This is a genomic window from Streptomyces sp. NPDC046931 (assembly GCF_040644655.1).
GTDB lineage: Bacteria > Actinomycetota > Actinomycetes > Streptomycetales > Streptomycetaceae > Streptomyces.
Genome location: NZ_JBEYWX010000003.1, coordinates 228,270 through 251,389, shown reverse-complemented (window position 1 = coordinate 251,389; position 23,120 = coordinate 228,270). Strand labels below are relative to the sequence as shown.

Annotated in this window: 27 protein-coding genes and 1 pseudogene; 9 read left to right on the top strand and 19 right to left on the bottom strand. The window is 68.1% G+C overall.

Features of this window, described 5'->3' with window-relative positions:
* Positions 1–2 precede the first annotated feature (2 nt).
* Complete coding sequence (locus ABZ876_RS08525; RefSeq protein ID WP_361776358.1) at positions 3–812, bottom strand: hypothetical protein; 810 nt, start codon at positions 810–812, stop codon at positions 3–5.
* 289 nt (positions 813–1,101) lie between these two features.
* Between ABZ876_RS08525 and ABZ876_RS08520 the strand changes: the two genes are divergently transcribed.
* The 9 genes from ABZ876_RS08520 (at position 1,102) to ABZ876_RS08480 (ending at position 5,492) form a co-directional block, all read left to right on the top strand.
* On the top strand, positions 1,102–1,320 hold the full coding sequence (locus ABZ876_RS08520; protein WP_361776356.1) for a hypothetical protein: 219 nt from the start codon (positions 1,102–1,104) through the stop codon (positions 1,318–1,320).
* The gene (locus ABZ876_RS08515) at positions 1,317–1,499 is read left to right on the top strand and encodes a hypothetical protein (protein ID WP_361776353.1); all 183 of its coding nucleotides are present in this window, start codon (positions 1,317–1,319) and stop codon (positions 1,497–1,499) included. Before ABZ876_RS08520 ends, ABZ876_RS08515 begins: the two co-directional genes overlap by 4 nt.
* On the top strand, positions 1,496–1,648 hold the full coding sequence (locus ABZ876_RS08510) for a hypothetical protein (protein ID WP_361776350.1): 153 nt from the start codon (positions 1,496–1,498) through the stop codon (positions 1,646–1,648). The genes ABZ876_RS08515 and ABZ876_RS08510 overlap by 4 nt, the downstream gene beginning before the upstream one ends.
* The gene (locus ABZ876_RS08505) at positions 1,645–2,595 is read left to right on the top strand and encodes an NAD-dependent epimerase/dehydratase family protein (RefSeq protein WP_361776347.1); all 951 of its coding nucleotides are present in this window, start codon (positions 1,645–1,647) and stop codon (positions 2,593–2,595) included. Before ABZ876_RS08510 ends, ABZ876_RS08505 begins: the two co-directional genes overlap by 4 nt.
* Before the next feature lie 9 nt (positions 2,596–2,604).
* On the top strand, positions 2,605–2,928 hold the full coding sequence (locus ABZ876_RS08500; RefSeq protein ID WP_361776344.1) for a hypothetical protein: 324 nt from the start codon (positions 2,605–2,607) through the stop codon (positions 2,926–2,928).
* A 62-nt stretch (positions 2,929–2,990) separates the two neighbouring features.
* Entirely contained in the window at positions 2,991–3,935 is a 945-nt protein-coding gene (locus tag ABZ876_RS08495; RefSeq protein ID WP_361776341.1) for a glycosyltransferase family 4 protein, read from the top strand.
* Positions 3,932–4,360 carry a DUF6221 family protein gene (locus tag ABZ876_RS08490; protein WP_361776338.1) on the top strand — a complete coding sequence of 143 codons (429 nt, stop codon included), beginning with the start codon at positions 3,932–3,934 and terminating at the stop codon, positions 4,358–4,360. Before ABZ876_RS08495 ends, ABZ876_RS08490 begins: the two co-directional genes overlap by 4 nt.
* The gene (locus tag ABZ876_RS08485) at positions 4,357–5,220 is read left to right on the top strand and encodes a hypothetical protein (protein WP_361776335.1); all 864 of its coding nucleotides are present in this window, start codon (positions 4,357–4,359) and stop codon (positions 5,218–5,220) included. The genes ABZ876_RS08490 and ABZ876_RS08485 overlap by 4 nt, the downstream gene beginning before the upstream one ends.
* On the top strand, positions 5,220–5,492 hold the full coding sequence (locus tag ABZ876_RS08480) for a hypothetical protein (protein WP_361776332.1): 273 nt from the start codon (positions 5,220–5,222) through the stop codon (positions 5,490–5,492). The genes ABZ876_RS08485 and ABZ876_RS08480 overlap by 1 nt, the downstream gene beginning before the upstream one ends.
* Here ABZ876_RS08480 and ABZ876_RS08475 read toward each other — a convergent pair.
* The 18 genes and pseudogenes from ABZ876_RS08475 to ABZ876_RS08390 form a co-directional block, all read right to left on the bottom strand.
* Positions 5,451–6,461 carry a hypothetical protein gene (locus ABZ876_RS08475; RefSeq protein WP_361776330.1) on the bottom strand — a complete coding sequence of 337 codons (1,011 nt, stop codon included), beginning with the start codon at positions 6,459–6,461 and terminating at the stop codon, positions 5,451–5,453. The genes ABZ876_RS08480 and ABZ876_RS08475 overlap by 42 nt on opposite strands.
* On the bottom strand, positions 6,454–6,978 hold the full coding sequence (locus tag ABZ876_RS08470; protein ID WP_361776327.1) for a hypothetical protein: 525 nt from the start codon (positions 6,976–6,978) through the stop codon (positions 6,454–6,456). The genes ABZ876_RS08475 and ABZ876_RS08470 overlap by 8 nt, the downstream gene beginning before the upstream one ends.
* A gap of 1 nt (position 6,979) precedes the next feature.
* Complete coding sequence (locus tag ABZ876_RS08465; protein ID WP_361776324.1) at positions 6,980–9,850, bottom strand: fibronectin type III domain-containing protein; 2,871 nt, start codon at positions 9,848–9,850, stop codon at positions 6,980–6,982.
* 4 nt (positions 9,851–9,854) lie between these two features.
* Positions 9,855–11,513, bottom strand: coding sequence for a carbohydrate binding domain-containing protein (locus ABZ876_RS08460; RefSeq protein WP_361776321.1), 1,659 nt, complete (start codon positions 11,511–11,513; stop codon positions 9,855–9,857).
* Positions 11,513–12,166 carry a hypothetical protein gene (locus tag ABZ876_RS08455; RefSeq protein WP_361776998.1) on the bottom strand — a complete coding sequence of 218 codons (654 nt, stop codon included), beginning with the start codon at positions 12,164–12,166 and terminating at the stop codon, positions 11,513–11,515. Before ABZ876_RS08455 ends, ABZ876_RS08460 begins: the two co-directional genes overlap by 1 nt.
* Positions 12,167–12,340: 174 nt before the next feature.
* Positions 12,341–12,526 (bottom strand): annotated as a pseudogene (locus ABZ876_RS08450) (LAGLIDADG family homing endonuclease); the annotation flags it as partial.
* 4,651 nt (positions 12,527–17,177) lie between these two features.
* The gene (locus tag ABZ876_RS08445; protein WP_361776318.1) at positions 17,178–17,462 is read right to left on the bottom strand and encodes a hypothetical protein; all 285 of its coding nucleotides are present in this window, start codon (positions 17,460–17,462) and stop codon (positions 17,178–17,180) included.
* 110 nt (positions 17,463–17,572) lie between these two features.
* Positions 17,573–17,983, bottom strand: a complete 411-nt coding sequence (locus ABZ876_RS08440) for a hypothetical protein (protein ID WP_361776316.1) — start codon at positions 17,981–17,983, stop codon at positions 17,573–17,575.
* 38 nt (positions 17,984–18,021) lie between these two features.
* Positions 18,022–18,588 carry a hypothetical protein gene (locus tag ABZ876_RS08435; RefSeq protein WP_361776313.1) on the bottom strand — a complete coding sequence of 189 codons (567 nt, stop codon included), beginning with the start codon at positions 18,586–18,588 and terminating at the stop codon, positions 18,022–18,024.
* Positions 18,589–18,591: 3 nt separating this feature from the next.
* Complete coding sequence (locus tag ABZ876_RS08430; RefSeq protein ID WP_361776310.1) at positions 18,592–18,873, bottom strand: hypothetical protein; 282 nt, start codon at positions 18,871–18,873, stop codon at positions 18,592–18,594.
* Complete coding sequence (locus ABZ876_RS08425) at positions 18,870–19,094, bottom strand: hypothetical protein (protein ID WP_361776307.1); 225 nt, start codon at positions 19,092–19,094, stop codon at positions 18,870–18,872. The genes ABZ876_RS08430 and ABZ876_RS08425 overlap by 4 nt, the downstream gene beginning before the upstream one ends.
* The gene (locus ABZ876_RS08420) at positions 19,091–19,540 is read right to left on the bottom strand and encodes a hypothetical protein (protein ID WP_361776304.1); all 450 of its coding nucleotides are present in this window, start codon (positions 19,538–19,540) and stop codon (positions 19,091–19,093) included. The genes ABZ876_RS08425 and ABZ876_RS08420 overlap by 4 nt, the downstream gene beginning before the upstream one ends.
* Positions 19,537–19,908: a hypothetical protein gene (locus ABZ876_RS08415; RefSeq protein WP_361776301.1), complete on the bottom strand. Its 372-nt coding sequence runs from the start codon at positions 19,906–19,908 to the stop codon at positions 19,537–19,539. Before ABZ876_RS08415 ends, ABZ876_RS08420 begins: the two co-directional genes overlap by 4 nt.
* A 68-nt stretch (positions 19,909–19,976) precedes the next feature.
* Entirely contained in the window at positions 19,977–20,309 is a 333-nt protein-coding gene (locus ABZ876_RS08410; RefSeq protein ID WP_361776298.1) for a hypothetical protein, read from the bottom strand.
* Positions 20,306–20,752, bottom strand: coding sequence for a hypothetical protein (locus ABZ876_RS08405; RefSeq protein ID WP_361776295.1), 447 nt, complete (start codon positions 20,750–20,752; stop codon positions 20,306–20,308). Before ABZ876_RS08405 ends, ABZ876_RS08410 begins: the two co-directional genes overlap by 4 nt.
* Before the next feature lie 2 nt (positions 20,753–20,754).
* Positions 20,755–21,219 (bottom strand): hypothetical protein, encoded by a 465-nt coding sequence (locus ABZ876_RS08400; RefSeq protein WP_361776292.1) that lies wholly within the window; start codon positions 21,217–21,219, stop codon positions 20,755–20,757.
* A gap of 65 nt (positions 21,220–21,284) precedes the next feature.
* Positions 21,285–22,199 carry a phage major capsid protein gene (locus ABZ876_RS08395; protein WP_361776289.1) on the bottom strand — a complete coding sequence of 305 codons (915 nt, stop codon included), beginning with the start codon at positions 22,197–22,199 and terminating at the stop codon, positions 21,285–21,287.
* Positions 22,200–22,336: 137 nt separating this feature from the next.
* Positions 22,337–23,119: a hypothetical protein gene (locus ABZ876_RS08390; RefSeq protein ID WP_361776286.1), complete on the bottom strand. Its 783-nt coding sequence runs from the start codon at positions 23,117–23,119 to the stop codon at positions 22,337–22,339.
* Position 23,120 lies beyond the last annotated feature (1 nt).

The following is a 23,120-nucleotide window of genomic DNA, read 5'->3' as shown; positions in this document are numbered from 1 at the left end:
GGTCAGGCTCCTGTCACGTGGTTGTCGTGCGCCCACGCCTGCATCAGATCCAGTGCCTGAACCAGGCGAGGATCCACTGGAGAAGGCGTGGGCGACGGAGGAGGGGTGGGGGCCGCCGCCCAGACGGGGACGGTGACGTCGCCCTGTTGGGAGAGGAGCCAGGTGAGGTTGGTCTGGCTGAACCAGGCGCTACCGCGGACGCCCCACGACTCGCCCCACGAGTTGTCGATGCGGAACGAGAGCCGGTGGGCGTCGTAGGCGGAGATGACGTACTCGTGGCCGCCGGCCACCGGGGATTTGCGGTCGACGATGACGTAGCCATCGGGGTCGATGTCGAACATCGACTCCAGCCAGACCGTGCCGACCATGACCGGGCCCGCCTGCAGGGCGGACTTGAGGGCGTCCAGGGAGAAGGCGTGCCGGTACTTGGTGGCCAGCCCCAGCCTGACCAGCGCCTTCGCGGCGCCGAGTCCGGATGATCCGGTGTCGTCGGGCGGGTAGGTGCCCTGGATGTTGTCGAGTTGGGTGGCCAGAGAGTAGACCTGCACGGCCAGGGTCTCGTCGACCGGCAGCACATTGCCGCTGATCTCGACCGAGGTGAGGCCGGGGCGGGCCGCGTTGTCGGTGCCGAGTAGGCCGGTTGCGGCGTTCCCGGTGCAGGACCCCAGGCTGCCCTGGTCGAAGATGGGCGCCCGGCGTACCCAGTCGACGCTCTTGATGGCGGACTTGGGGAGGACGCTGTGGGCGAAGGCGAGAGACCGGGGGTCGTGTTCGACGTGGCGGCCGAGGCCTTGTGCCTGGTGTGTGGCCATGCGGTTCCCCTCAGGACTACCAATACCTTCGAATCGTAGCCTGAACCCCACGATTAACCTACGAATCACAGGTACTATCGCGGTAGGTTCTTGCTCAGGGACCGGTGGCGGGGACGTGTCCGTGCGGGTCGCGTCCCCGCCACACCAAAACCCGCGCCCCAACCCGCACACCAACCCGCACAGGAGCACCCATGAAAGCCATATGCGCAGCTCTCGCGTTCCTGTTCGCGTTCGCCGTGTTCACCCCGGCTGACCACATCGCGTACACGATCGCCGCCTGGAGCAGCCGATGAGCGAGGCTCTGCCGCCCTTCAGCGGCGATTCGCCCGTCTGCCCCAAGTGCCGCTACGAGGACGCCAGCACCCAGTACAGGGCCGTCGGCCGGTGCCTTCACGACAGCGGCTGCACCGTTGGTCTGACGAAGAACGAACGCCTCCACCGCGAGTGCCTGCGCTGCGGCTACGAGTGGGACGAGGCGCTCGCCGAGCCCACAGGGAGCAGCCGATGACCGGCCCCTGCACGCGCCCGGAATGCGGCGGCGAAGTGCACACCGACGGCTGGGGCAACCCGATCCAGTGCCCGTCCTCCCGCCGCTGCCCCCGCTGTGACTGCCCCGACAGTGCGCCCCAGTGCGAGCACTGCAAGGTCTGCCCCTACGCCCGCCTGGTCAGCAAGGAGCAGCCGTGAACACCGCCATCGCCATCACGCTGATCGTCGCCATCTACGGCCTCGGCTGCCTCATCGTTGCTGCGATCCGCGACGTCGCCAAGACCAAGCACCAGGGCGCCGCCAACCACTGCAAGACCTGCACCTGCAACAAGGAGACAGAGGCATGAAGATCGGCGTGACCGGCGGGGCCGGCTTCATCGGTGGACACGTGGTCGACGAACTGGCCCGGCGCGGCCACGAACCCGTCATCTTCGACCACCTTGGCCGGACGGCTCGCAGCGATATCCCCGAGTGCTACCGCCCCGTCCTCATGGGCGATGTCCGCGACCCCGTCGCCATGTGCGAACTCGCCGCCCACGTCGACGGCATCATCCATCTGGCCGCCTGCCTCGGCACGCAGGAGACCATCAAGAACCCGCGTCCCGCTGCCGAGACCAACGTGCAGGGCGGCCTCAACTTCCTCGAAGCGATCGCCCAGTACGACATCCCGGGTGTGTACATCGGGGTTGGCAACCACTGGATGAACAACACCTACTCGATCAGCAAGACCACGGTCGAGCGGTTCGTGGCCATGTTCAACAAGGAGCGCGGCACCCGCTGCAACATCGTCCGTCTCGTCAACGCCTACGGTCCGTACCAGTCGGTGGCGCCCCCGTTCGGCGCGGCGAAGGTCCGCAAGATCACGCCTTCGTTCGTGTGTCGCGCGCTGACCGGGCAGCCGATCGAGGTCTACGGCGACGGGCAGCAGGTGTCCGACATGGTGCACGTCACCGACGGGGCGAAGGCGCTCGTGTCCGCCCTTGAGAAGGCGGCCGAAGGCGTGGTCCTGGAGAAGGCCGTCGAGGTCGGGCCAGCCGACCACCGCACGGTGAACGAGGTTGCCGAGCTGGTTATCAAGGCCGCTGTCGACCTGGGCTTCGACGAGGTGCCGCTCACCCATCTGCCGATGCGGCCCGGTGAGATCCCCGGGGCCCGCGTGACCGCCGACACCAGCACGCTTCCCCTCGTCGGCATGAGTGCCGACAAGCTCGTGCCGCTCGAGGACGGCATCGCCGACGTCGTCGCCTGGTACGCGCGCCACTGGCTGCCCCGTTACCGAGCTGAAGGAAAGTAGGAGGCGGCCGTGGCCCGCTTGCAGATCCTGGAACTCCCCGAAGGCTCCGGCGATGACCGACCGCCGTTCGTACTCGTCATCGACCAGTGCCAGGGCGTCCCCCTCGACATGGTCGAGACCGTGGAATCCAGTTGGCGGCGCGCCGGTGAGGAAATTGGCGCGCGGGGCGTGCTCATCTTCGTGGAGACCGTCGACATCCCCGCCAACGGAACCCCGGTCGAACCGCCCATGGTTCACGTCGAAGGCGACCTCAGCCGCGTGCGTGAAGTGGTGCTGGACGAGATCCAGAAGGCGCAGCGGCTCGCCCGGATGGAAGGCCGGTGGCCTCGATGAGAGTCCACTTGTGGTCGGCTGACGAGGCGGGATCGTCCTTCTACAGGGCTGTCCTCCCCGGCATGAGTCTGCAGTGGCTCGGGCATGCAGTGTCGTGCGGGATGCGGCTCCCCATGGACTGGCCCGCCATGGACGTGGTCGTCGGTTGCCGTGTGGCGCAGCGGGAGCCGTCCCTGATGTGGCACAAGCTGAAGGCGGAGGGCAAGCGGCTCGTCCTCGACCTGGACGACGACTACTTCCACATCGACCCCAGCAATGAGGCCGCGCGGCGGGTCTGGGATGTCGACATGCTGGGCCGCCTGGTTGCGAACATGCGGGTGGCGGACGTCGTCACCTGCTGCTCCGAGCCGTTGGCGGCCGTCCTGCGGGACTACGCGGCGGACGTGCGGGTCATCCCGAACGGGCTGCCCGCCCAGTACCTGGGGACGCCGCGGGACTACGCGGCGGAGGATCGGCCGCTGTTCGTGGGCTGGGCCGGTACGGCGTCCACCGTCGCTGAGCTCCCGGAGGCGGTGCGCGCCCTGAACCGGATCTCCCAGTACCCGCGCCCGGGTGGGGTGCAGGTGCGGATCGTCGGCATCAGCCCCGAGCAAGCCATGGGGCTCGGGCTCCGCGGTCGGCGGATCGGCGCGCTGGGTTGGGTGGAGCGGATCGAGCACTATCTGCAGGCTGTGGGTGAGTTCGACGTGTGGGTGGCGCCGTACCGGGACATCGCCTTCAATCGGGCGAAGTTCCCGACGAAGTTCCTCGAGGCCAGCATCCTCGGCATCCCGTTGATCGCCTCGGATATCGAGCCGTACCGGCGGGTGATTCGGCACGGGGAGAACGGGTTCCTGGTCCGGTACGAGCACGAGTGGGGGAAGTGGCTCAAGCGGCTCACGGACGACCCCGAGCTGCGGCAGCGGGTCGGCATGGCGGCCCGCGGCGAGGCCTCGGGGTCGATCCTGCAAGCCATCAACACCCAGTGGGAAGCGGCGCTGTGCGCCCCTGTGGGGGTGGGCGCATGACAGGTCTGCATGAGTTCCTGGCCGCACGGTACCGCGAGGCACGCGCGCGCGAGGAGAGCAAGTGGACCGTGCGCGACTGCCCCTTCGAGTGGGAGTGGCGGCTGGACCAGAACGGCGAGTATGTCCAAGCGGGTCGCGTCCGGATCGAGGTGAAGGCGTTCGTCGAGCAGTACGGGGAGTCGGCTGCTGATCCGGCTGTACTCGCCGACCTCGACGCCAAGGAGGCGCTGCTCGCCCTGCACGTCCCGGACTCGTGGAACGGGGCGTCCTCCCACGTGGGCTGCAAGGAATGCGGCCAGGGCTACGAGGTCCACGACTGGGGCCCGAAGTACCCGTGTCGGACTGTACGCCTGCTGGGGATGCCCTACGCCGACCACCACCCCGACTATCGCGCGGAATGGCGCGCAGAACAGGACCCGTCATGATCGATGGCCGCCGCGTCGTAGCGTGGACCCCCTACGGCCGCCGCAGAACGTACAGCATTCTGGCCCGCTACCTGCAGCGGGATGTCGAGCGGGGCCTCATCGACGAGGCGTGGGCGTTCATGAACACCGACCCCGTCGGCCAGGAAGACGACATCGCCTACGCCCACGAGCTCGACGAGGAGTTCGACTGGGTGCACCTGAAGCACCGGCCGGAGGGCGTCAGCCTCGGCCACCTGCCCAAGCAGCGGTACACCGGTCTGGCGTACCGGTATATGACCGACCCTGACACGGTCTACCTGCGCCTCGACGATGACGTCGTCTACATCCACGACGACGCAGTCGAGAACTTGGTCCGCGCCCGGATCGAGATGCCGGCGCCGGTCGCCGTGTTCCCGATCATCATCAACAATGCGATCTGCTCCCACTTCCTGCAGCTGTGCGGGAAGATCCCGATGGAGTGGGGTGAGGTCAAGCCGTACTGCATGGACCCCACCGGCTGGGCCAACGGACCGTTTGCGGTGAAGCTGCACGAGCTGCTGCTCTCGCACGTCGAGGCCGGCACGGTAGAAGACCTGTACCTGTACCAGGATTTCCCGCTGCAGCCCGGCACCCAGTTCTCCGTCAGCTGCTTCGCGTCCCGTGGCGAGGACTATGCGGCGCTCCCCACGCCGGGCGTCCTCGTCCCGGATGAGGAGGAGTCGTGGCACACGATCCACCAGCCGGTCGCGAAGGGCGTGCCGAACATCCTCCGCGGGAACGCCGTGGTCAGCCACTGGAGCTTCTTCCCGCAGCACCCGTTCCTCAACAACACGGATCTCCTGGAGCGGTACCGGGAGCTCGCAGACAAGGCGGTGGCGTGATGGCCCAGCAGATCAGCGTGGAGGACGCGCTGGAGGCGTTCCGGAAGCGGCATGGCGAGGTCGCCGACGAGAACGTCCTCCTGCGCGCTCAGGCCGCCGGGTTGGAGCGGCGGGTTGCGGAGCTCGAGGGCGAGGTGGCCCGCCTCCAGGGCGAGGCGCAGCAGCACGCGCCGGCCGAACCCGACCAGGTCCCGGCGGGCTCGTACCTCGACAAGCGGAGCGGCGCCCTTCTAGGCGACGCGTGTGAGGGTGACGTGGGTGCCCGCCAGTAGCTTCGTAGCGTTGGCGGATGAGGTGATCTGTGCCCACTGGAGTGCGAACGTTCCTGCGGTGCCGGCGGTCGTGAGGTAGCCCCTCACCTGCGCGGTCATCGTCTTGTTGTTGTCGGTGACGCCACCCAGACCGAAGCTGTTCGAGGTGAGGTCCTGGCCGTCGGTGATGACGGAGCCCGAGCCGGCGCTAGCCGTACTCGCCTGTCCGAAGCAGGACCACTGGAAATTCGCGCTGGCGGGCGCAGTCCACCCCATCTTGAAGTCGCCTGCCGGGTCGGCGGCGAAGAGGAGGAGGCCTTCGACTAGGTAGGTGGCGCCTGCGACGACGCTGAAGGTGATGTCGGGGTCGGAGGTGATGGTGGTGGTGCTGGCCCGGCTGGTGGTCGCCGCCTTGTATTTGGGCAGGGTTTGGCCGGTGCCGGAGACGGTGAGGTTGCCGGTGATGGTGAGGCTGCCTGCCAGGGTGAGGGTTGAGGTGCCGCTGCGGGTGAGGCTGGTGTCGGCGCCGGTGGAGCCGCCGGGTCCCCAGAACGTTGCGCCGTCGGCTTCGATGAGGTAGCGGGAGACGGTGTCGCCGGTGACGCGGGAGGACATGACGTCGTCGCTGGTGGCGGTGGCGAGGACTGCGACCGCTGCGACGGAGCTGGAGGCGCCGATGTTGATCTGTTTGCCGCCCGCCAACTTGATGTTGTTGTTGAAGGTGGCGGAGCTGTTGGGGATCTCGACCCAGGATGCGGACGCGGGCGCCGTGCCGTTGGAGAAGTAGGTGCGGTAGCTGTTGTCGGACTCGGCGATGGGCTTGCCCGGGTAGGGCGAGGAGGGGCGGGTGGACGAGGTGACGATCTGGAACCCGACCGCCGTGTCGACCTTGTCCCAGTTCTGGCCCAGGTCCTGCGTGTAGTTGACCAGCTCGGAGCCGTCGCTCTTGGACTTGTACAGGGCGAGGCGTGTGGTGGACGGGTCAGGCACGAGGCACCTCCAGGGCAGACGGGACGGGCACGGGGAGGCCCCCGTACAAGCTGTTCCAGCGGTGGACGTCGACGCGCTCCCGCTTGGCGCGGACGCCCTCAGCGGTAATGCCGTGCCGGGCGCGGATGACGGCGAGAGGGTCGGACGGCGGGTTGACGATCCGGGCCCGGCCCGTCTTGGTGGCGCGGATCCGATCAAGGTGGGCGGTACGCGCTTGGGTGGTGCTGGTGGCGGTGTAGAGCGTGACGGGCTCCACCTCAGCCTTGACGTGGGCCGTAGGCGAGGTGAGGGACCGCATGACGCGCCGCGGGCGGGGGTCGGGCGTGTGGGCCTCGTGGAGGATGACGTCGAGGATTTCCGCCGGGTCGGTCAGCCCGTACTCGGCGGCCCGCCACTCCAGGGTGCTCTTGGGGAAGACGTGCGTGTGCCGCTCCCCGGCCGCGTCCTCGTAGGCCACGTACCAGAGGTCCCGGTGGGGGTCCTCGCCGACGTCGGTGATGGTGTATTCGGTGGTCATGTCACGTCCTGAAGCACCAGAAGTCGAGGTCCCAGTTGCCGCTACCGGCTGGATTGAGGGCTGCGGTGAAGCCGGTTGCGCTCTCGGCGGAGATGCGGAGTTGGTGGTCGATGTCGTCGTAGACGGAGATGATGGGCCGTAGGAAGCTCTCCATGGTTGGCCCGTAAGTGAGGGCGATGCCAGTCCCGCCGTTGACCACTACGTGCCCGGTGAACAGGCCCTCGTTGGTGTCGGCGGCCACGTAGTCGCGCCATTTGCCGATGTGCCGGGTGACGCCGTCGTTGACAAACTTCATGCGGTTCTCGTTGGCGCCCCCGTCGTCCCAGCCGATGGTGCCCTCGCCGGAGTAGAGAGTCAGGGTGCCTGCCTCGACTCCGCCCCGGTTGTATCCCGCGAAGAGCGCCCCTGCGGCGACCCATACATAGCCGCCGCGCCGTGTCTGGTCGTCGGCGCGGACGACGGAGAGTTCTGCGTTTCCGGTGTTCAGGTAGACGCGCGAAATGACCTGGGTGCCGGTGCCGGTTCCGTCGTCGTACTGCGAGGAGTTCATGCCCAAGTTGACGTCCGCTCCGGAGCTCACGCCGTTGATGTATCCGAAGTCGGTTCCGTTGTTGGCGTAGAAGCGGAGCTCTGGCAGGTACGTCGATGTGGGGTTGATCTCGAGGCGGCGCCCGGATGTGCCGGACTTGAGGGTGCCGACGATGGATACTGAGCCGTCCGCGCTGGCGATATTCACCGTCTGCGTGCCGGCCGCGTTGTAGGCCTGCATTCCGGCGGAGTTGAGTTCGACGCGGGGTCCGGTGTCGGCGGTTTTGATGCGGGCGCCGACGATCCAGTCGGCGTTGATGGTTCCGGCGGTGACTTTGGAGACGGTGAGGTCGGAGATGTGCGCGTCGTCGATGAGCAGCGCCGTCGCGGTGGCAGCGTCGGACGGCCCGGACTTGTTGCCGGTTTTGTCGACGGCGATGACCCGCACGTAGCGGGCGGACGTCTCCTCGACCTGCACCGTGAAAACCACGGGGATCTGCGCCTGGATCATGCCCGCGGTCGCGAGGGCCTTGCCCTTCAACGTGGTGGCGTCCGGTGTGAACGTCGGCTCGTAGCTCACGTGGATCTCGAGGTGGTCGAGGTCCGACTCCAGGTTGAACGTGCCGCCGCTCGACTTGCCGAGGGTGTGCGTGATCTGCACGGCGATCCGCGAGCCGGCCACCGACGGCGGGGCCGGCGTGCTCGGCGGGATGTTGTCGGCGGACGCTACGAACGTCGTCGTCGGCGACCAGGCGCCGGTGTTGCCGGTCTTGTCGACGGCGCGGATCTGGATGTCGTAGCCGATGCCCGGGGAGAGGTCTTGGATCTGGGCGGTGGTGGAGTCCCACGGCACGACCATCGTCTGCCATTGGCCGGTGGGGGCGGCGAATGGCTGCCGCCATAGCTGCATGTCCTGCCAGCGGACCTGTGATACGGATGCCCAGGTCGCCGGGTAGATCATGTCGGTGTCGACGGCGTACCGGATCTCGTAGTGATCCCCGTCGAGCACGGTGCTGCCGTCGATGTTCAACGGCGCGTTCCAGTTCAGTACGACGCGGGCGCGGGTGAAGCCGCGGTTGTCGAGGTAGGCGACGCCGGTGAACGGGGTGATGAAGACGGGCTGTCCAGGGGTCGAGGTGTCGGCGTTGGGGCGGGAGCCGATGGGCTCGGTGCCGGTCTGATTGAGCTGCCGGGAGAAGTCCCCGACCGTGACAGTGTTGGTGCTGTCGGTTTCCCATTCGACGTACTGGGTGAGGTCGATCCACGTGCCGTCGCCGGCGCGGTAGGCGACGGTGTACTGGTTGGTGATCGCCCACGATGTTTCGGTGACCTGGAGTTTGATGGGGTTGATCCGCGTCCCACGGAATGTGATCTCCGTGGTGGTGTCGATCAGTCCGGCGTCCGGGTTGTACACCCACACCCGGTCGCCGACCTGGAACGTGCCGTGGACGTCGTAGTCCGCCGTCGACAGGGTGAGGGCGTTGCGGGTGGACGTGAACTGGCTGAGGGCTAGCTGCGCCCGGCTGGCTGCGTTCGCCGTGGCCGTGTCCGACTCGGACACCAGCCGCGTCAGGCGGACGGGGTTGCCGTGGATGTCCTTGTACGGGGTCGCCGGGGTGATGTCCGCTGCGCCGGTGGCGATGCTGGAGCCCTGCCCCTCGGCGAGCAGCACCACCCGGGTGGAGTAGTCCTCGACGTCTCGGGTGACGTCCATGCTGCCGGGCAGGGCACGCAGCGCCATGTCCTCGCCCGAGCCGATGGCCATGATGACGCAGGTCGGGTTGGTGACGAACAGGTTGCTATCCGGCCCGGCGTCGAGGGTGGCGTTGCCGTTGACGCGCCAGGAGACGGGCACGCTGGTGGTGGACATGGTGTCGCACACGTAGTTGATCGCCGAGCGGGGCGACTCGTACTGGTGGCGGCCGGTGTACTGGCCTGCGACGGGGTAGAGGGTGCCGACGGTGACCGGATAGGCGCCGGATGCTGGGAGCAGCATGTTGATCGTGGCGGCGAAGGACGCGGAGGCGGGTGTGATGGCGTTCTCGTAGACGGCGCCTTTGTTGTCTTCGTCGCCGAGCCAGAACGCCATCCCGCAGCCGCCGATGCTGAGGTCGTCTTGGGGTGCGCTGGTGCGGCCGTCGTCGCCGATAGTGCGGGCGCGGAGCACACCGACGTAGCGGGCCGCGGTGAGGAGATTGTCGCCGTACTGCAGCGGGTCGAGGCGGCCGGGCACGATCGCGACGTGCCCGAAGTAGTCGAGGGCATCGAGGACGTCGCGGGGCGTGCTGGGGAGCAGTTTCACCTCCCACGAGCCGAGCGCCTTCAGTACCTCTTGAACGGCCACCCGTCTACCTCCTCACGCCGTAGACGGCTTCCGGCATGCAGGCGATGTACATGTTCCGCAGGTCGGTGGCCATATCACCGGACGGCGTCGACGCACGGAACCGCAGGTTCCACACGTAGTAGATGTCCGCTGCCGTCGGGGTGTTGTCGGCGCGCGCCGTGATCCTGACCCTGCTCGCACTCGCCGGAGCGGTGACCGTGTCCTCCCAGTACGTCCACGTCCCAGCAGGCACAGAGCGAGCCGTACCGCCGGACGACAGGATCGATCCCCCGGCGTCCGCCCACTGGGCCGACGGATACAGTGCCGACCAGCCGGCCGGGCTGTAGAACCAGCCTGAGATGCGGTACTGCTGCCCGGGGATGACGCTGCCCACAGCGGTGAGGTCTGAGCGTGCGCTCACGGAGGCGACACCGCCTGCCGGGGTGACCAGCATCGACGCTACGCCTTGCGGGTGCACGACTGCTGTGGACCGGGCTACGGTTGCGCTGGCGCCGGTCCAGCCCACGACGTCGGTGTCGAAGGTCGGATTTGAGTTGAGGGTGGGCTGGGAGGCGACGCAGCCGATCCAGAAGTCCATGTTGGTCGCGGCTGACTTGGTGATGCCGCCGTTGGTGTGGGCGGTGAAGGTGCGGGCGGATCCGATGGTGAACTGGTTGCCGTCCGGGTCGTTGCCGGTGGCTGTGACGTACCCGGAGGCGGCGAACGACGTGTTGGTTTCCAGGGTGCTGCGGTAGGCGGCGAGTGTGGCGGCGGTGCCGGTCTGGAGGTAGCCCTCGATGGTGCGGGACCCGCGCCGGAGGGTGAGGTCGAGGGTGGCGCGGCCCGGGTTGAGGCCCTTGATGAGGCGGAGGATGCACATTTCGGGGTCGTTGCGCAGGAGCGTCGCCCCGTCCCATGAGGTGATGGACGACGCGGAGCCGGCCACGGAGATGTTCCACAGTTTGGAGCGGTAGGCGCCGCCCGTGTACGTCTGGACATCGAGGGTGGCGGACGCGCTGGTGGTGACGTTGACGAGGCCGTTCGCGAGGGACCACCCGGAGGCGGCCAGGGGCACGTCGACGCCGTACACCTCCTGACCGCCCGTGGTCGTCGCCCTCACCCGGCCGGTCAGGTAGCTGGTCGGCGGGCACCCCCAGCGTGGGGAGACGTTCGCAGGCACACCGCGGTAGACGGTGATGGTGCCGTCCGCGCCCGAGCGGGTCATCGTGGTCGGGTTGGTCGCGCCGGTGTAGTAGCCGTAGTGGCCGATCGGCGGGGCGTGCCACCGCTCCCCCGACAGCGAGAAGTCGTTGAGGCGGACCGCACCGGTGAGCCTGCTCTGGAGGTCGGTTTCGGCGTCGGAGCCGACCCGGTCGAGGCTGACCTTCCAGTCGGCTGTGACCACCTCGCCCAGGTACTCCGTGTACGTCGACGAGGCGCTCTTCACCGTGTAGTAGCCGCTACGTTCCGGCTTGTCGGTCCACGTGACCGGGATGACCTGGCCGGGGATCAGGGCGTTGATGCCGTCGTGGCGGGCGATGACCTGCGCCCGTGTGAGAGGCGGATTCGACTCCTGGCCCTCCAAGTCGAGGCCGCGGCCGTCGCCGCCGGCCTCGGTGACGACGAAGGTCTCCCGGAGGGGGATACGGCCGAGCTGGACATCGCCCCAGTTGAACAGGCCCATCAGGCGCGGCTCCTATCGAACTTGCGGAGAGCTTCCTTCATCTCCGCGACCAGTGCGTTCGCTGCCGCGCGGCGGTCTGCGGGGCTGGAGAAGTCGAACGTTCCGTTGACGTTGACGGCCTGAATCGTGATGCCGGCGCCCCCGCTCAGTAGGGCTTCGAACTGGGAAGTCTGGTCCGCGGACAGGACGCGCTCGGGCCGGCCGGTGGCGTTGACGGCCATGGTGGCGCCGGGTTGGAGCAGGCCGCCGCTGTCGTACTTTGCGGCGGGTGCGAAGCCCCAGCGGCTGGTGAACATGGGGTCGTTGTAGCCGCGGGCGGACTTGCCCATGTGGACGCCTCGGCCGCCGGAGCTTTCGACGTTCATTCCGGCGAGGGTGCCCGCGGTGTGGCCGACGCCCGCATTCGTGATACCGATCATGAACGGGGAGTTCAGGTTCCGCACCCAACCGGACGTTCCCGGCGGGAATGCACCGGTCGCCCAGCGGCGGTGCGGACGTTCCCCGCGGATCACCGACTCGATCGCGGACATCAGACCCGAGCAGTTGTGGCTGATGAGTCCGTCGGAGACGAACGAGTGCGAGTCTTCGACCTCGATGTCCCAGGTCTCCTCCACGCCGTCAGGTTCCACGGAGAGCACTCGCTGGACCGACATGTTCTCGGCCCTCAGTTGCGCCATGAGGCGGAGCAGGCCGGGACGGTGGCCAGCCCCGGTGGTCTGGTTGGCGCCCCTGCCCGGTGCGACCTCGATGCTGTGGATGGGGCGGGCGTTCTCGATCTTCTTGCCGCCGATGTAGACATCCTTGGTGCGCACCCGGGTGTTGGTGACCGAGACGCGGTCTCCGCGGCGAAGGTGCATCTCTCGGACACCCTCGATGAGTTCGTTGGATGTCGCCTTGTACTCAATGAGTTCCGCCGTCTCGAAGGTGGCGCCGTTCTTGCCGTTCTTGTACGAGCCGTCGCCGTCGGCGTAGCCCTGGAGGAAGGCGTCCTGTGCGCTCTGGCTCCACTCCATGACGACGGGCGGGATGGTGCGCTCGTGGGACTTGCCGTGGAAGCCGTTGCGGAGCATCCACCGGACGCGCTGGATGTCGCTGATCATCACGCCGTGACGCGGGTGGTGGGTGACCTTCCGGTGCGGCGAGTACTTCCGCAGCACGGCCATCGCCTTCTCGGCAAGGTCGTCGTACACGCAGATCCGGATGCCGCTGCTCTGGTTGATGCTGCCGTCGGCCAGCCAAAGACCCATCAGCCAGGCGAGGTCTTCGGGGACTTCCTCGCCGCCTTCCTTCGGTGACCCGGTGTAGGTGACCAGGTAGTCGGACGGGGTGAGGTCGCGCACGTGCTTCCACTCGGTGCCCCACTCGGCCATGGAGACCCGCTCGGATACGTCCATCATCGGGCGCTTGACGGGGGCTGCAACCAGGACCCTGTGCCCGGCGGTTGCGCGTATGGACCGGTTACGGGTGCGGACCTTGAAGAGTTCCTGTTCGCCGGTGTTCCACTTCGCGAGCACCTTGGACGAGACGAGCTTCCCGTCCTGGTAGGCCATCACCTCCATGCCGGGGTGGAGGTCGCGAAGTGCCATGTGTCCCTGCGGAGTTGTAATCACAGAAGAAAGAGTAAGGCAGTCCCATGACGGGTTTCCGTTTCCAGCCCACTGATAGGGCAGCCCATCCTGCGTCTTCACCCAGGACAGGGCGCGCTGCACGGCGGGCCCGCCGACGGCTTTCTTGTCCTCGTTGCCGAACCAGCTCATCATCCCGTCGACGGCTTTGTTGGCGAGGCCGCGCATGAGGCTGCCGACGCCGCCACTCGGGATCCGGTTGATGAGGGGCCTGACGAGGGAGCTGAGGGCTTTGGATGCCGCGTCCTTGAGGCCGCCGATGACGAGGTTTTTGGCCCAGGAGGCGGCGGAGCTGATGCCGCTGGTGATGGCGCCGACGATGCCGCCGGACGCGAAGTGCTGGCCTCCGGCTTGTTCGCGGCGGCGTTCCTGCTGCTGGGTGGGGTTCCCGCCGGTTTTCGTGGGCCGGTCCTGGCCAAGCATGGCGTCGATGGCCCGGTGCCCGCCGAGCTGGGCGACTTGGCTGTTGGAGAGGATGCGTTCGCCGGGGGTGAGCATGGCGGGGACGGTGTCGCGGTTGCCGGTGCCGGGGACGACGCCACCGCGGTTGAAGTTCAGCGGGACGGCCGGAAGGGTGATCTTGCTGGAGATCTTGCCCGCGATGCTGTTCCACATCTTCCGAATGCCCGAGTTGTACACATGGTCCACCACCCACCGAACGGGGCCGCTGATCTTCGATTTGATGCCGTTCCAGATGTTGCCGAGGGCGTCCTTGAGTGCGCCGAAAGCGTTTTGCATGCTGCTCTTGAAGCTGCTGATCTTGTCGCGGATCGTGTTGAAGATCCCCGTCGCTTTGTCTCGGACCCCGTTCCACAGCGACGACCAGGTGTTCGTGATCGCGTTCTTGACGGTGGAGACGCTGTTCCGGATCCAGTTCCACGCGGTCGACACGGCGCTCTTCAGGCCGTTGTAGAAGCTGTTCCACTTGTCCCGGGCGCCGTTCCACAGCTTGTTCCAGGTGTCGACGACCCAGTTCTTCAAGGTGGTGAAGAGCTGCTTCGTCTTGTCCCACAGGCTGCCGAACCAGCCGACGATGGCCTTGATCATGTCGGGGATGATCGAGTGCCCGACGAGCTTGTCGTACAGCCACTGGAAGCCGTCGACGATCCAGCCGACGACCTTCTTCGCCCCGTCGGCGAGCGCGGTCAGCCACCCGATCACCGTCGTGATCACCGGGACGAGGATGTTGATCGCGCCCGCCAGTACGGTGGCCAGCAGCTGCGCCAGACCGGTGATCAGCGGCATCAGCGGGGTGATGACCTGCATCGCCAGCTGCAGCAGCGACACGATCAGCTGGGAGATCGGCGGGATCAGCGGCATCAGCGCCGTGATGAGCTGCGGAAAGATGGGCGCCAGCGCGGCGAGCAGTTTCCCGATCATGCCGATGGCCGGGACGAGAGCCTGCACGATCGGCGCCAGCCCCGTAGCGAGCGCGCCAACCAGAGTGACCAGCGCGCCGCCAACCGAGGCGATGATCGGCGCGAGCGCCTTGACGATCACCGCAAGCAGGTTCCCGATCGGCTGCAGCAGCGGCATCACCGCCTTCACCAGCCCGACGAGGACACCACCGAGCTGCGTCACGACCGGCAGCAGCGCGGTAATCACCGGCATCAGGGCTTTGCCCAGTTGGCCTGCCAGTTGAGCGAGGACCGGGCCGAACTGCGTGGCGAGCTTCGTCACCACCGGTGCGAGCGCGGCGAGCAGCGGCAGCGCCGCCTGGATCACCGCGCCGAGCGTGCCGGCGATGAGCTTCGCGATCGCGTTGATCGCCTGGAAGATGCTCGTGAGGGCCTTCTGCACCTCCGGCATTGCGGTGATCTTCCGGAGTTCCTTGAATGCCTCACCGATCGCGCCGAGCGCGTCACCGCCGCCCTTGGACGCGGCTTTCATGATGTTGCCGAGCGTGCCGAAGATGTCGCCGATCAGATGGCCGACCTGCTTGGCGATATCGAGGGCCTGATTGATGATCTTTTCGAGGTGGCCGTTCTTCGCCGCGGTGTCGATCTGCTTCGAGATCCGGTCGAAGACACCACCAGCCGCCGTCGTCACCCGCTTGAACGCCGGGGCCGCCGCGATGGAGATCTGTGTCAGGCCCTTGATGAACTGGCCCGGTATCCGCGAGAGAGGCTTCAGTCCGTCGTTGAGGCCCGCGAACAGCTGCTTCAGCTGGCCGGTCCTGCCCAGCTGGGTGACCGCGCCGGCCGCGTTCCTGGCCATCTGGTTGAGCACGCCGGCCGTGCCCGTCAGGCCGGTGTGCAGGGACGGCAGGATCGCCTTAGACATGGTCGTGAAGGACGTGCCGAGCCCTTGGAACAGCCGGTTTTGGACGTCGAGCTTCAGCGCCCGCCAGGCGCCCGACTGTGCGAGGACGGCGTTGACGAACGCCCGCGCGTTCGGGGCGAGCCGGGCCATGGCGTCGGCGACCTTGTTGGTGGCTGCGGCGCCCGACGTCTGCGCGTCGGTGAGGTTGCGGGCGGCGTCCGCTACGGCCTGCTGGGCGTCGGCGATGGACCGCGCCCCGTCCCGTGCTGCTTTCGCTGCCGCGGTCCTGGCGTCGGCGACGGCCCGCTCCGCGGCCGCGACCTTCTGCAGGCCGTCCTGCGCGGTGCGCGCCTGCTCGATCTCCGCGTCCTTCAACGCCCGCGTCTTGTCCGAGACGGACTGGTTGGCGTCAGCGATCTTCTGCTTGGCGTCGGTGACCTGCTTTGAGCCCTCGACGCCGGCCCGGTTCGCGGCGTCGGCGTCCTGCGCCAAGCGCTGCTGCCTCTGCTCGATCTCGGCGAGGTGCTGTACGGCCTGGTCGTAAGTCAGCTGTGCCTCGTCGCGCTGCTTCTGCGTGGCCTTCGGGTCGGCGAGCGTCTTGTCGAGTTCCGCCTTCGCGTCCTGCACGCGCAGGAGTCCCTCGCGCCGGTCGAGCTCCGCATCCTTCTGCTGGTTCGCCAGGTCCTCGAGCTGCCGGGCGGCGTCCTTGCGGGCCTGGGTGAGGTCGAGCTGGGCTTGCCGTGCGGCCCGCTGGGCGTCGGCGAGGTCCTGCTCGGCCTTGGCGACCTGCTCGGCAGCGCGGCGGTTGGCGTCGGCGACGTCGGACACCGTTGACTTCAAGCTGCGTTGGGCGTCCTCGATCTGCCGGGCTGCCTGTACGCGGGCTTCCGCGGCGCGTTCCTCGGCATCCTTGACGCCCTGCTGCGCGCGAGCCAGCGACCGCTGGGCGTCCTCGACGCGGCGCGTGGCGGCGGCGGCCGCGTTGCCCGACGATGTGGCCGGCGCGAATGCCGCTTTGAATGCGTCCCCGATCCCGCTGGTGCCGATCTTGATCGCGGCGAACGCGGCACCGAGGGAGAGGACCGCTGGCGCGGCGACTGCGGCAGCCGGGCCCATCTGGATGAGGGTCTGCCCAAGGGAGGCGATGGTGGGAAGGGAACCAACGATCAAGACTTTCAGGTTGGTCAGAGCGGAGTAGATGCTCTTGAGACCGAACGCGCTGCTCCCGCCGCCTCCTCCGCCCCCAAGGGCGCCTGTAAGGCGGGAGAGGGCGGACCGGTCGACGTCTACGCGGACGTTCATGCGCCGGTCGCGGGTGAGGGCGTCGATCCGGGCGCGCGCGTCGGCCGTGTCGGCGTCTGCGGTGATGCGGGTGGTGCGCGCCCTGGTCAACAGGGCGAGGTCGTCGGCGGCGGTTCGGGTGTCAGCGTCCGCCGTGATCCGGGTGGTACGCGGCCGGGTGAGGAGGGCGAGGTCGTCCGCTGCCGTGCGCGTGTCGACGTCGGCGCGGATGTTGACGACCCGGTCCTTCGTCAACCTGTCCAGGGCGGCCGAGACCCGGCGGACCGACGTCTCGGACAGGTCGGCGTCGATGACGGCCTTGAGGACGGTGCGGGCGTGCTCGTCGGCGAAGCGGCGCAGCTTGGCCAGGGCGGCGGAGTCGTCGATGTCGAGGGTGACGGTGGCCGTGTTCTTCTTCGACCGCAGACGCTGCATGGCACGGTCATAGTTCGACTCGTCGGCCGTGACCTCGACGTAGCCCTCGGCGATCCTGAAGCTACCCGCCACCTGCGCTTCCTCCGCTCACGATTCCGGGGAACATGACCCGGAACGCCGTCAAGCTGACTTCCTTGACAGCTCCGTTGCCCTGCCGTGTGGGCGGGGCTTCGCTGTGTGTGCGGGTTGGGGTGGTGCTCGGCTGTTGCTCGCGTTCCTCTTCGACGCGGGCCGCCATCACGCCGGTGTAGGCGGTCAGCCGGTGCGCCAGCGCGAAGTACCGTCTTGCGCTGATCTCTTGCTCAAGGAGATCGATGCCGTAGATGGCGAGGAAGTCGGCGTCCAAATCGTCCTGGTAGTCGAGGACCCACAGGAGCTCGTCGACCCGCTCCCCGATGGCCTCGGCCCAGTCCGGCTCGCAGAGCGCCTCGTCCAGTAGCCGGAACCATCCGGGGCCTACCTCGCTGCTTTTCCCCCTCGCTTCTCCTGCCGTCCCAAGGCCAGGTCCAAGACCTTGTCGACGATCCACTTCATCTGTTCCTCGGTGAGCGCCCGCGACTTCTCTAGCGCCATGTATGCGTCCTCGCCGAGCACGCGGATGAGGAGCGGAGCGGCGGCCAGCTCACGGCCGTGCTCGCGGGCCTCACGCATGAACTGCAGCGCAGCGCCGGGCGGGATCTCCTTCGGGATCGTGTACTCGGTGTCCCCGATGTAGAAGAGCGGCACGCGCTCTTCCACGTAGTCGTCGTCGGCTTCGATCCGGATCGGCTCGAAGTCCAGCTCGCCGGTTCCGTTGACGGGCCTGGCCGCCGCACGTTTGCGGGCCGCGGCGGTCTGGCGGGTACGGGCGGGGGTGGTGGATGCCATGGGTGGTGCTCCTCGCTACGGACAGGGGTGGTCGTCGGCTAGCTGGTCTGGTCGACGATGTGTATGGGCGCGATGGACGCCGACACGTAGTGGCCGGAGAACTTGACGCCGTACATGGTCTTCTTGTCCTTGGTGTAGTCCAGGTCGACGGCATCGGTGGACAGCGCCTTGCGGACGATGACGCGGCGGATGAAGCCGCTGGTGCCCGGCGCCCAGCCGTCGAAAAGGAGCGCCTTGTAGGTGGGCTGTGTCGCCGAACTCGCGAAGGACGGCTCGAACGAGGCGTAGCCGGCCGCGGACGCCGAGGTGCCGCCGTTGAGGGCGAGGGACAGGTTGGCGAGCGTGGGTTCGGCCATGCTGGTTTCGACGGTGAAGTTCCGCTTCGTCAGCCGGGAGCCGACGCGGTCGACGATCTGGTCGACTTCCAGTTCGACGTAGCTCTGGTCGATGGTCAGCTTCACGCCGCCGTCGGTGCCGCCGACGTCCGTCCACGACGAGGCGGGCGGGGCCGTGTTGACGGCAGCGTCGGCCGGCTCGGTCGCGCCGAAAGCGCCGGAGTACAGGGTCGCCGGACCCTGCACGAGGTTCGTTGCGGTGACCGCCACGGGTCAGCCCTCCTTGCTGGTCGCCGACTTGGCCGGCTTGCTGGGTGTGGCCGGGGCGGGTGCCTGGGCCTGGTCAGGGGTGGCCGGGTTCGCGGCCGGGCCCTGCTCGCGCGGGGGCGCGGCCGCCTCATTGCCGGACGTGGCGGGCTGGCCGGACTCCGCCTGCGTGGCCTCTTCGGCGTCGTCGTAGGCGAGGAGTCCCTGCCGCTTCAGGTCGAGGTACTCGGTGTCGTCGACTTCGAGTTCGACGGTGGGCTGCATGGTGGTGCGGATCGTGTGGGTCACCGGAAGTCCTTACGGTTGAGCGGCCAGGTCACTGCTTCGAGCTGGGGGTGGTAGCGGATCTCGAGGGTCTGCTCGGGCGGGATGTCGCGGGGGCAGGGGATGACGCGGACGTCCCCGGCGAACAGGAACTCCATCTCCGCGGCGTTGTCGTGGACGAGCACCTTGCCGTTCCACGTGAGGAGGTCCCGCGAGGTGGTGCCCTGGAGGGCGTAGCGGCTCATGACGGCACCTCCACCCAGGCGATGACCAGGCCCGGAATCGAGTAGCGGGCGTAGGAGGACGGGTCGTCGTGGATGCGGCGCGGCTCGCCCGTCGTGTACGCCGACCGGACCAGCGCGGCCGGATACCCGGACGGCAGGGCGACAGCCTGCGGGATGCGGGGATGGTCGTAGCAGGCCGCCTGGATCGCCTCGGCGAGTGCGGCGGCCTTGTTCCACGGCGGCTTCTGGCTGGCGGGGTTGACGGCCCAGCAGTCCACGCCGATGACGGGCTCCCGCAGCGGCACGTACCGGTCGGGGGTGCCGCCCGCGGTGACGAGCGTGACGAACCCGGACGCCGCCCAGCTGCTGTTGTCCTTCGGCAGGGTGGTGGCCACCCGGTCCCCGACGATCGTCTTCAGCCAGGCTTCGGTGACGAGTTCGGGAGTGGCGCGCAGACGGAGGCTCACGGCGTCCTCCGCTGGAACAAGCTGGGCCTCAAAAACGGCTGAGGCTCACGCGCGGGGAGGTTGACCTTCTTCACCGGGTGGGCGGCGCCTTCCCAGAACAGCGCCTTCTTGTGCTTCGGGAAGATGGTCATCGGGGGCAGGCCCATCTCGATGGCCGTGCAGTAGTTGACGTCGAGGGAGCCGACGCGGAGCACCTTGTCGTGGACTTCGGCGCGGAGGCTTTTCTGCAGGCGCCCAGACTGCTTGGGGACCAATGCCCGTGCGTCGTCGAGGATGGCGGAGCCGATACGGTTCTCCAGCCAGTCGTTGATCGCCGCGTCGACGTGCGTGCGCGCGGAAGGGTCGATCCGCACACCGGATCGCGCCATGGCCGCCTCCTCTCCGAAGGTGGTCGTGCCGGCCGCCCGGTCTCCCCGGGCTGTGTGGCCGTGTGCTGTTAGGTGGTGCGCCGCAGGTCCAGTCGCAGATCTGCGGTGAGTGCTGGGTTCGCCATCGAGGAGACGGTGTCGACGGTGTAGATCGCTCCGGTGCGCTCGTCACGCACCCGGTCCTGGTCAGTGACGTCCGTGCCGGCCGCGACGCGCGCGACGGCGTAGCGGACGATGCGGGGCGTGGGGTCGTCGCGGGTGGTGACCCGCCTGGTCTGCTCCGTCAGGGCGGCCGGGATGCTCGTGTGGACGGGAGTGTCGGTGTCCTGCTCGTCACCCCACGCGTCGGTGGTGGTGCCGCGCAGGACGCTGATCTGTGTGGTGGCGATGGCCTGCATCACGGGCCTCCGGTGTACGGGGCCCAGACGAGCGAGTCGTCGATCCCTTCCGCCAGCGGGTCACCGACGAGCGGTCCCGCGCCTTCGACAGCCGAGCGGATGTGTACCGATCGGGATCGCATCCACGACACCCGCTTAAGGGCGCGGGCGGCCATGGGTGCGAGGACCAGGCCGTCGCCCTGCAGCGTGGTGGAGACCTGATCTTGCTGGATCTGCGTGGCATCCAGCCGCGTCTCCAGCCCGTACTGGCCTGCCAGCCACGCTGCCTGTCGGGCGACGGCCCGGCCCAGCCAGTAGAGATCCCGCGTCCGGATCCGAGGCGTGTCCTCGTAGACCCGGTTGGTAAAGATCTCGATGTCGTCCTGCGCCTGGGCAAGCTGAGCGTCGGTCACGGACACGCCGGTGGTGTCGATGACCTGCTGCGCGGTCGCCCAGGCGTTGACCATGGTTAGCCCTCGGCCTTGCTGCTGCTGGTGTCCTTGCCGTCGGCTTCGATGACGTCGCGCGGCGTGGTGGTGTCCTCCGGGGCGTGGTCCACGCTCGCGGGCACGGTCTCCACCGAGTAGGTCAGCACCAGCGACTTGCCGTCCGGGTGCTCCTCCTGCCCGTCGAAGGACACGTCGCCGCGCGGGTGCAGGCCACGTTGGATGGCCTCACCGACGAGGGCGGCACGGTTGGCTTCGTGCTGGTAGTCCTCACCGGTCCACCGGTCGGAGCGCACCACGAACTCCTTGACGTGCCGCGTGCCCTTGGCGCCGTCGGCGGAACGCTCATCGACCTCGACCTCCGGGGCGCCGGCCTTCGCCGGGAACTGCCGCTGCCGGAGCTGCTCGCGGTCCTCGGTCTTCGCCGCCTGGGCCTGTGCCTGTTCGGTGTCGGCGGGCTTGCTGCTGGTGGGTTTCCTTGCTGCCATGGCTCACCTCCCTGTTGTGGGTGGTGTGCCGCCCGGAGCCGTCGGGCGGAACACCACGATGAAGGTCAGCCGACGAGGATGGATGCGCCGTTGGGGTGGCCGTAGGCCCAGCCGCGGCGGGCGCGCATCTTGAGGATCGACTCGTCCGTCAGGGCGGACAGGCCGTCGCGTCCGTCGATGAACACCGACTCCGGGCCGCTCCTGACGCCGAGCAACATCAACTCCGGGTTGACGAAGGCCATGATGGGCCGCCCGGTCGGGGTGGGCGTGGCGGTCGCGGAGATCTTCGCGCCGAGGGACCAGCGGACCGGGACACCGAAAATCGTGTCCGGGGTACCGGCACCGTTCTCGTTGAAGATCGGGCGCTGCTGGCCGTCGACGACGCCACGCAGGCTCTTGCGGAACGCGGGGTGGGCGATCGCGACCATGCTGCCGGGGTCGAAGTAGTCGCCGGACTCGACGTTGCCGATCGCGGTGGAGAACTCGGCGTAGGTGGGGATGCCCGCGGACGCAGCGGTGGTGATGTTCGTGCCGCCGGTGTAGCTGAGAGTGGCGTCGGTCGTGTTCAGCAGCTGGTACAGCGACGTGAACGGGACGGTGGTGCCGTTGGCCGCCGCCGACACCGCGAGAGACGCGTTGTCGATCATCTTCGCGTAGGACTTGCCCCAGCCGACCATCTTCGCCTCGATCACATTGGCGACCGAGTCGTCGATGTCCTCCTCCGCGATACGCGCGGCCTTACCGAACTTCACCGCCGTGAGCAGGACTTCGTCGTTCAGCGAGGTGTCCTCGCCGTAGGCGCCGCCCTTCGCGACCACGTCCACGCCCATGCCGGCGGTCCGGGGGACGTGCTTGGTGTCGGAGCCCATCGGGATGCGGGCGGCGAGGGACTCGACGGCGGAGATCTGGGTGATGGACTGTACGACGCGGCTGGTCTCCCACTCTTCGGGAATCCAGGCTTCCATGGCGTTGCGTGTCACTGAGGCCCTCCTGCGGGCGGCGTGATGGGGGAAGCGGTTGAGGCTCGGGCCCCATCACGGGCGCCTTCGCAAGCAAGGGCGGCGGCTCGCTCCGATCACCGGAGCAATTCACCTGTTGCTGAATATACCTCTTGTGGTCAAGCCCTGCCCAGAAGCCGGGCAGCGTGCAACTCCGCCGTGCTCTTGGGCTTCTCCTGCGCGGGCGAACGAGGCGCACCCGTCGGCCGCGGCTTCGGCTTCCGCGCCGGCACCGCGAACAGCTCCGGGTAGTCGCGGCGCAGCTCATCCACCGCAGCCTCCAGGCCAGACACCGAGCCATCCTCGTCGACGTCCAGCCCGTCGGTGTCGACCAGCTTCAGCAGCCGCTTGAGCCGGTTCTCACCCTTCTCCCGCGCAGCCGAGGAGTCCGGGTCCTTCTCCTCCTGCAGAAACGCCAGCGCACCCGCCTCAACCAGCGCGCCCCGCACCGCTGTCCGGACCAGCGGGGTGCGGTACCGCTTCTCGCCTTCCTCGCGAGCCTCCCGCAAAGCTTTCTCGTGCTCGGTCTCGTCGCCGCGAGCCTTCTCCTCCAACTCCTTGTTACGGAGCCGGTGCCTCCTCGCGTCGTCGTTGGCCTTCTTCAACGCGGCCTGCGTGCGCGACCACTCGTCCTTCGACGGCGGCTTGTAGTCGTCCGCCTTGTCGTCGTCGGTCTTCTTCGCGGGCGGCTTGGGCTTCGGCTTGTCCTCCTCCGGCTCTTCCTCCGGCTCGACCTCCGGCTCCTCCTCGTCGGGGACCTCGATGTCCGGGCCGTCGTCGTCGCCTTCTTCGGCGGCGCCGGCTATGACGTAGATCGGACGCCCGTCAGCGCGGTAGCCGAGGATCGCGCCAGGGGGCAGGCTGATGCCGTCGGCCTGGTCGGTGGTGGTGTGGATGCCCATC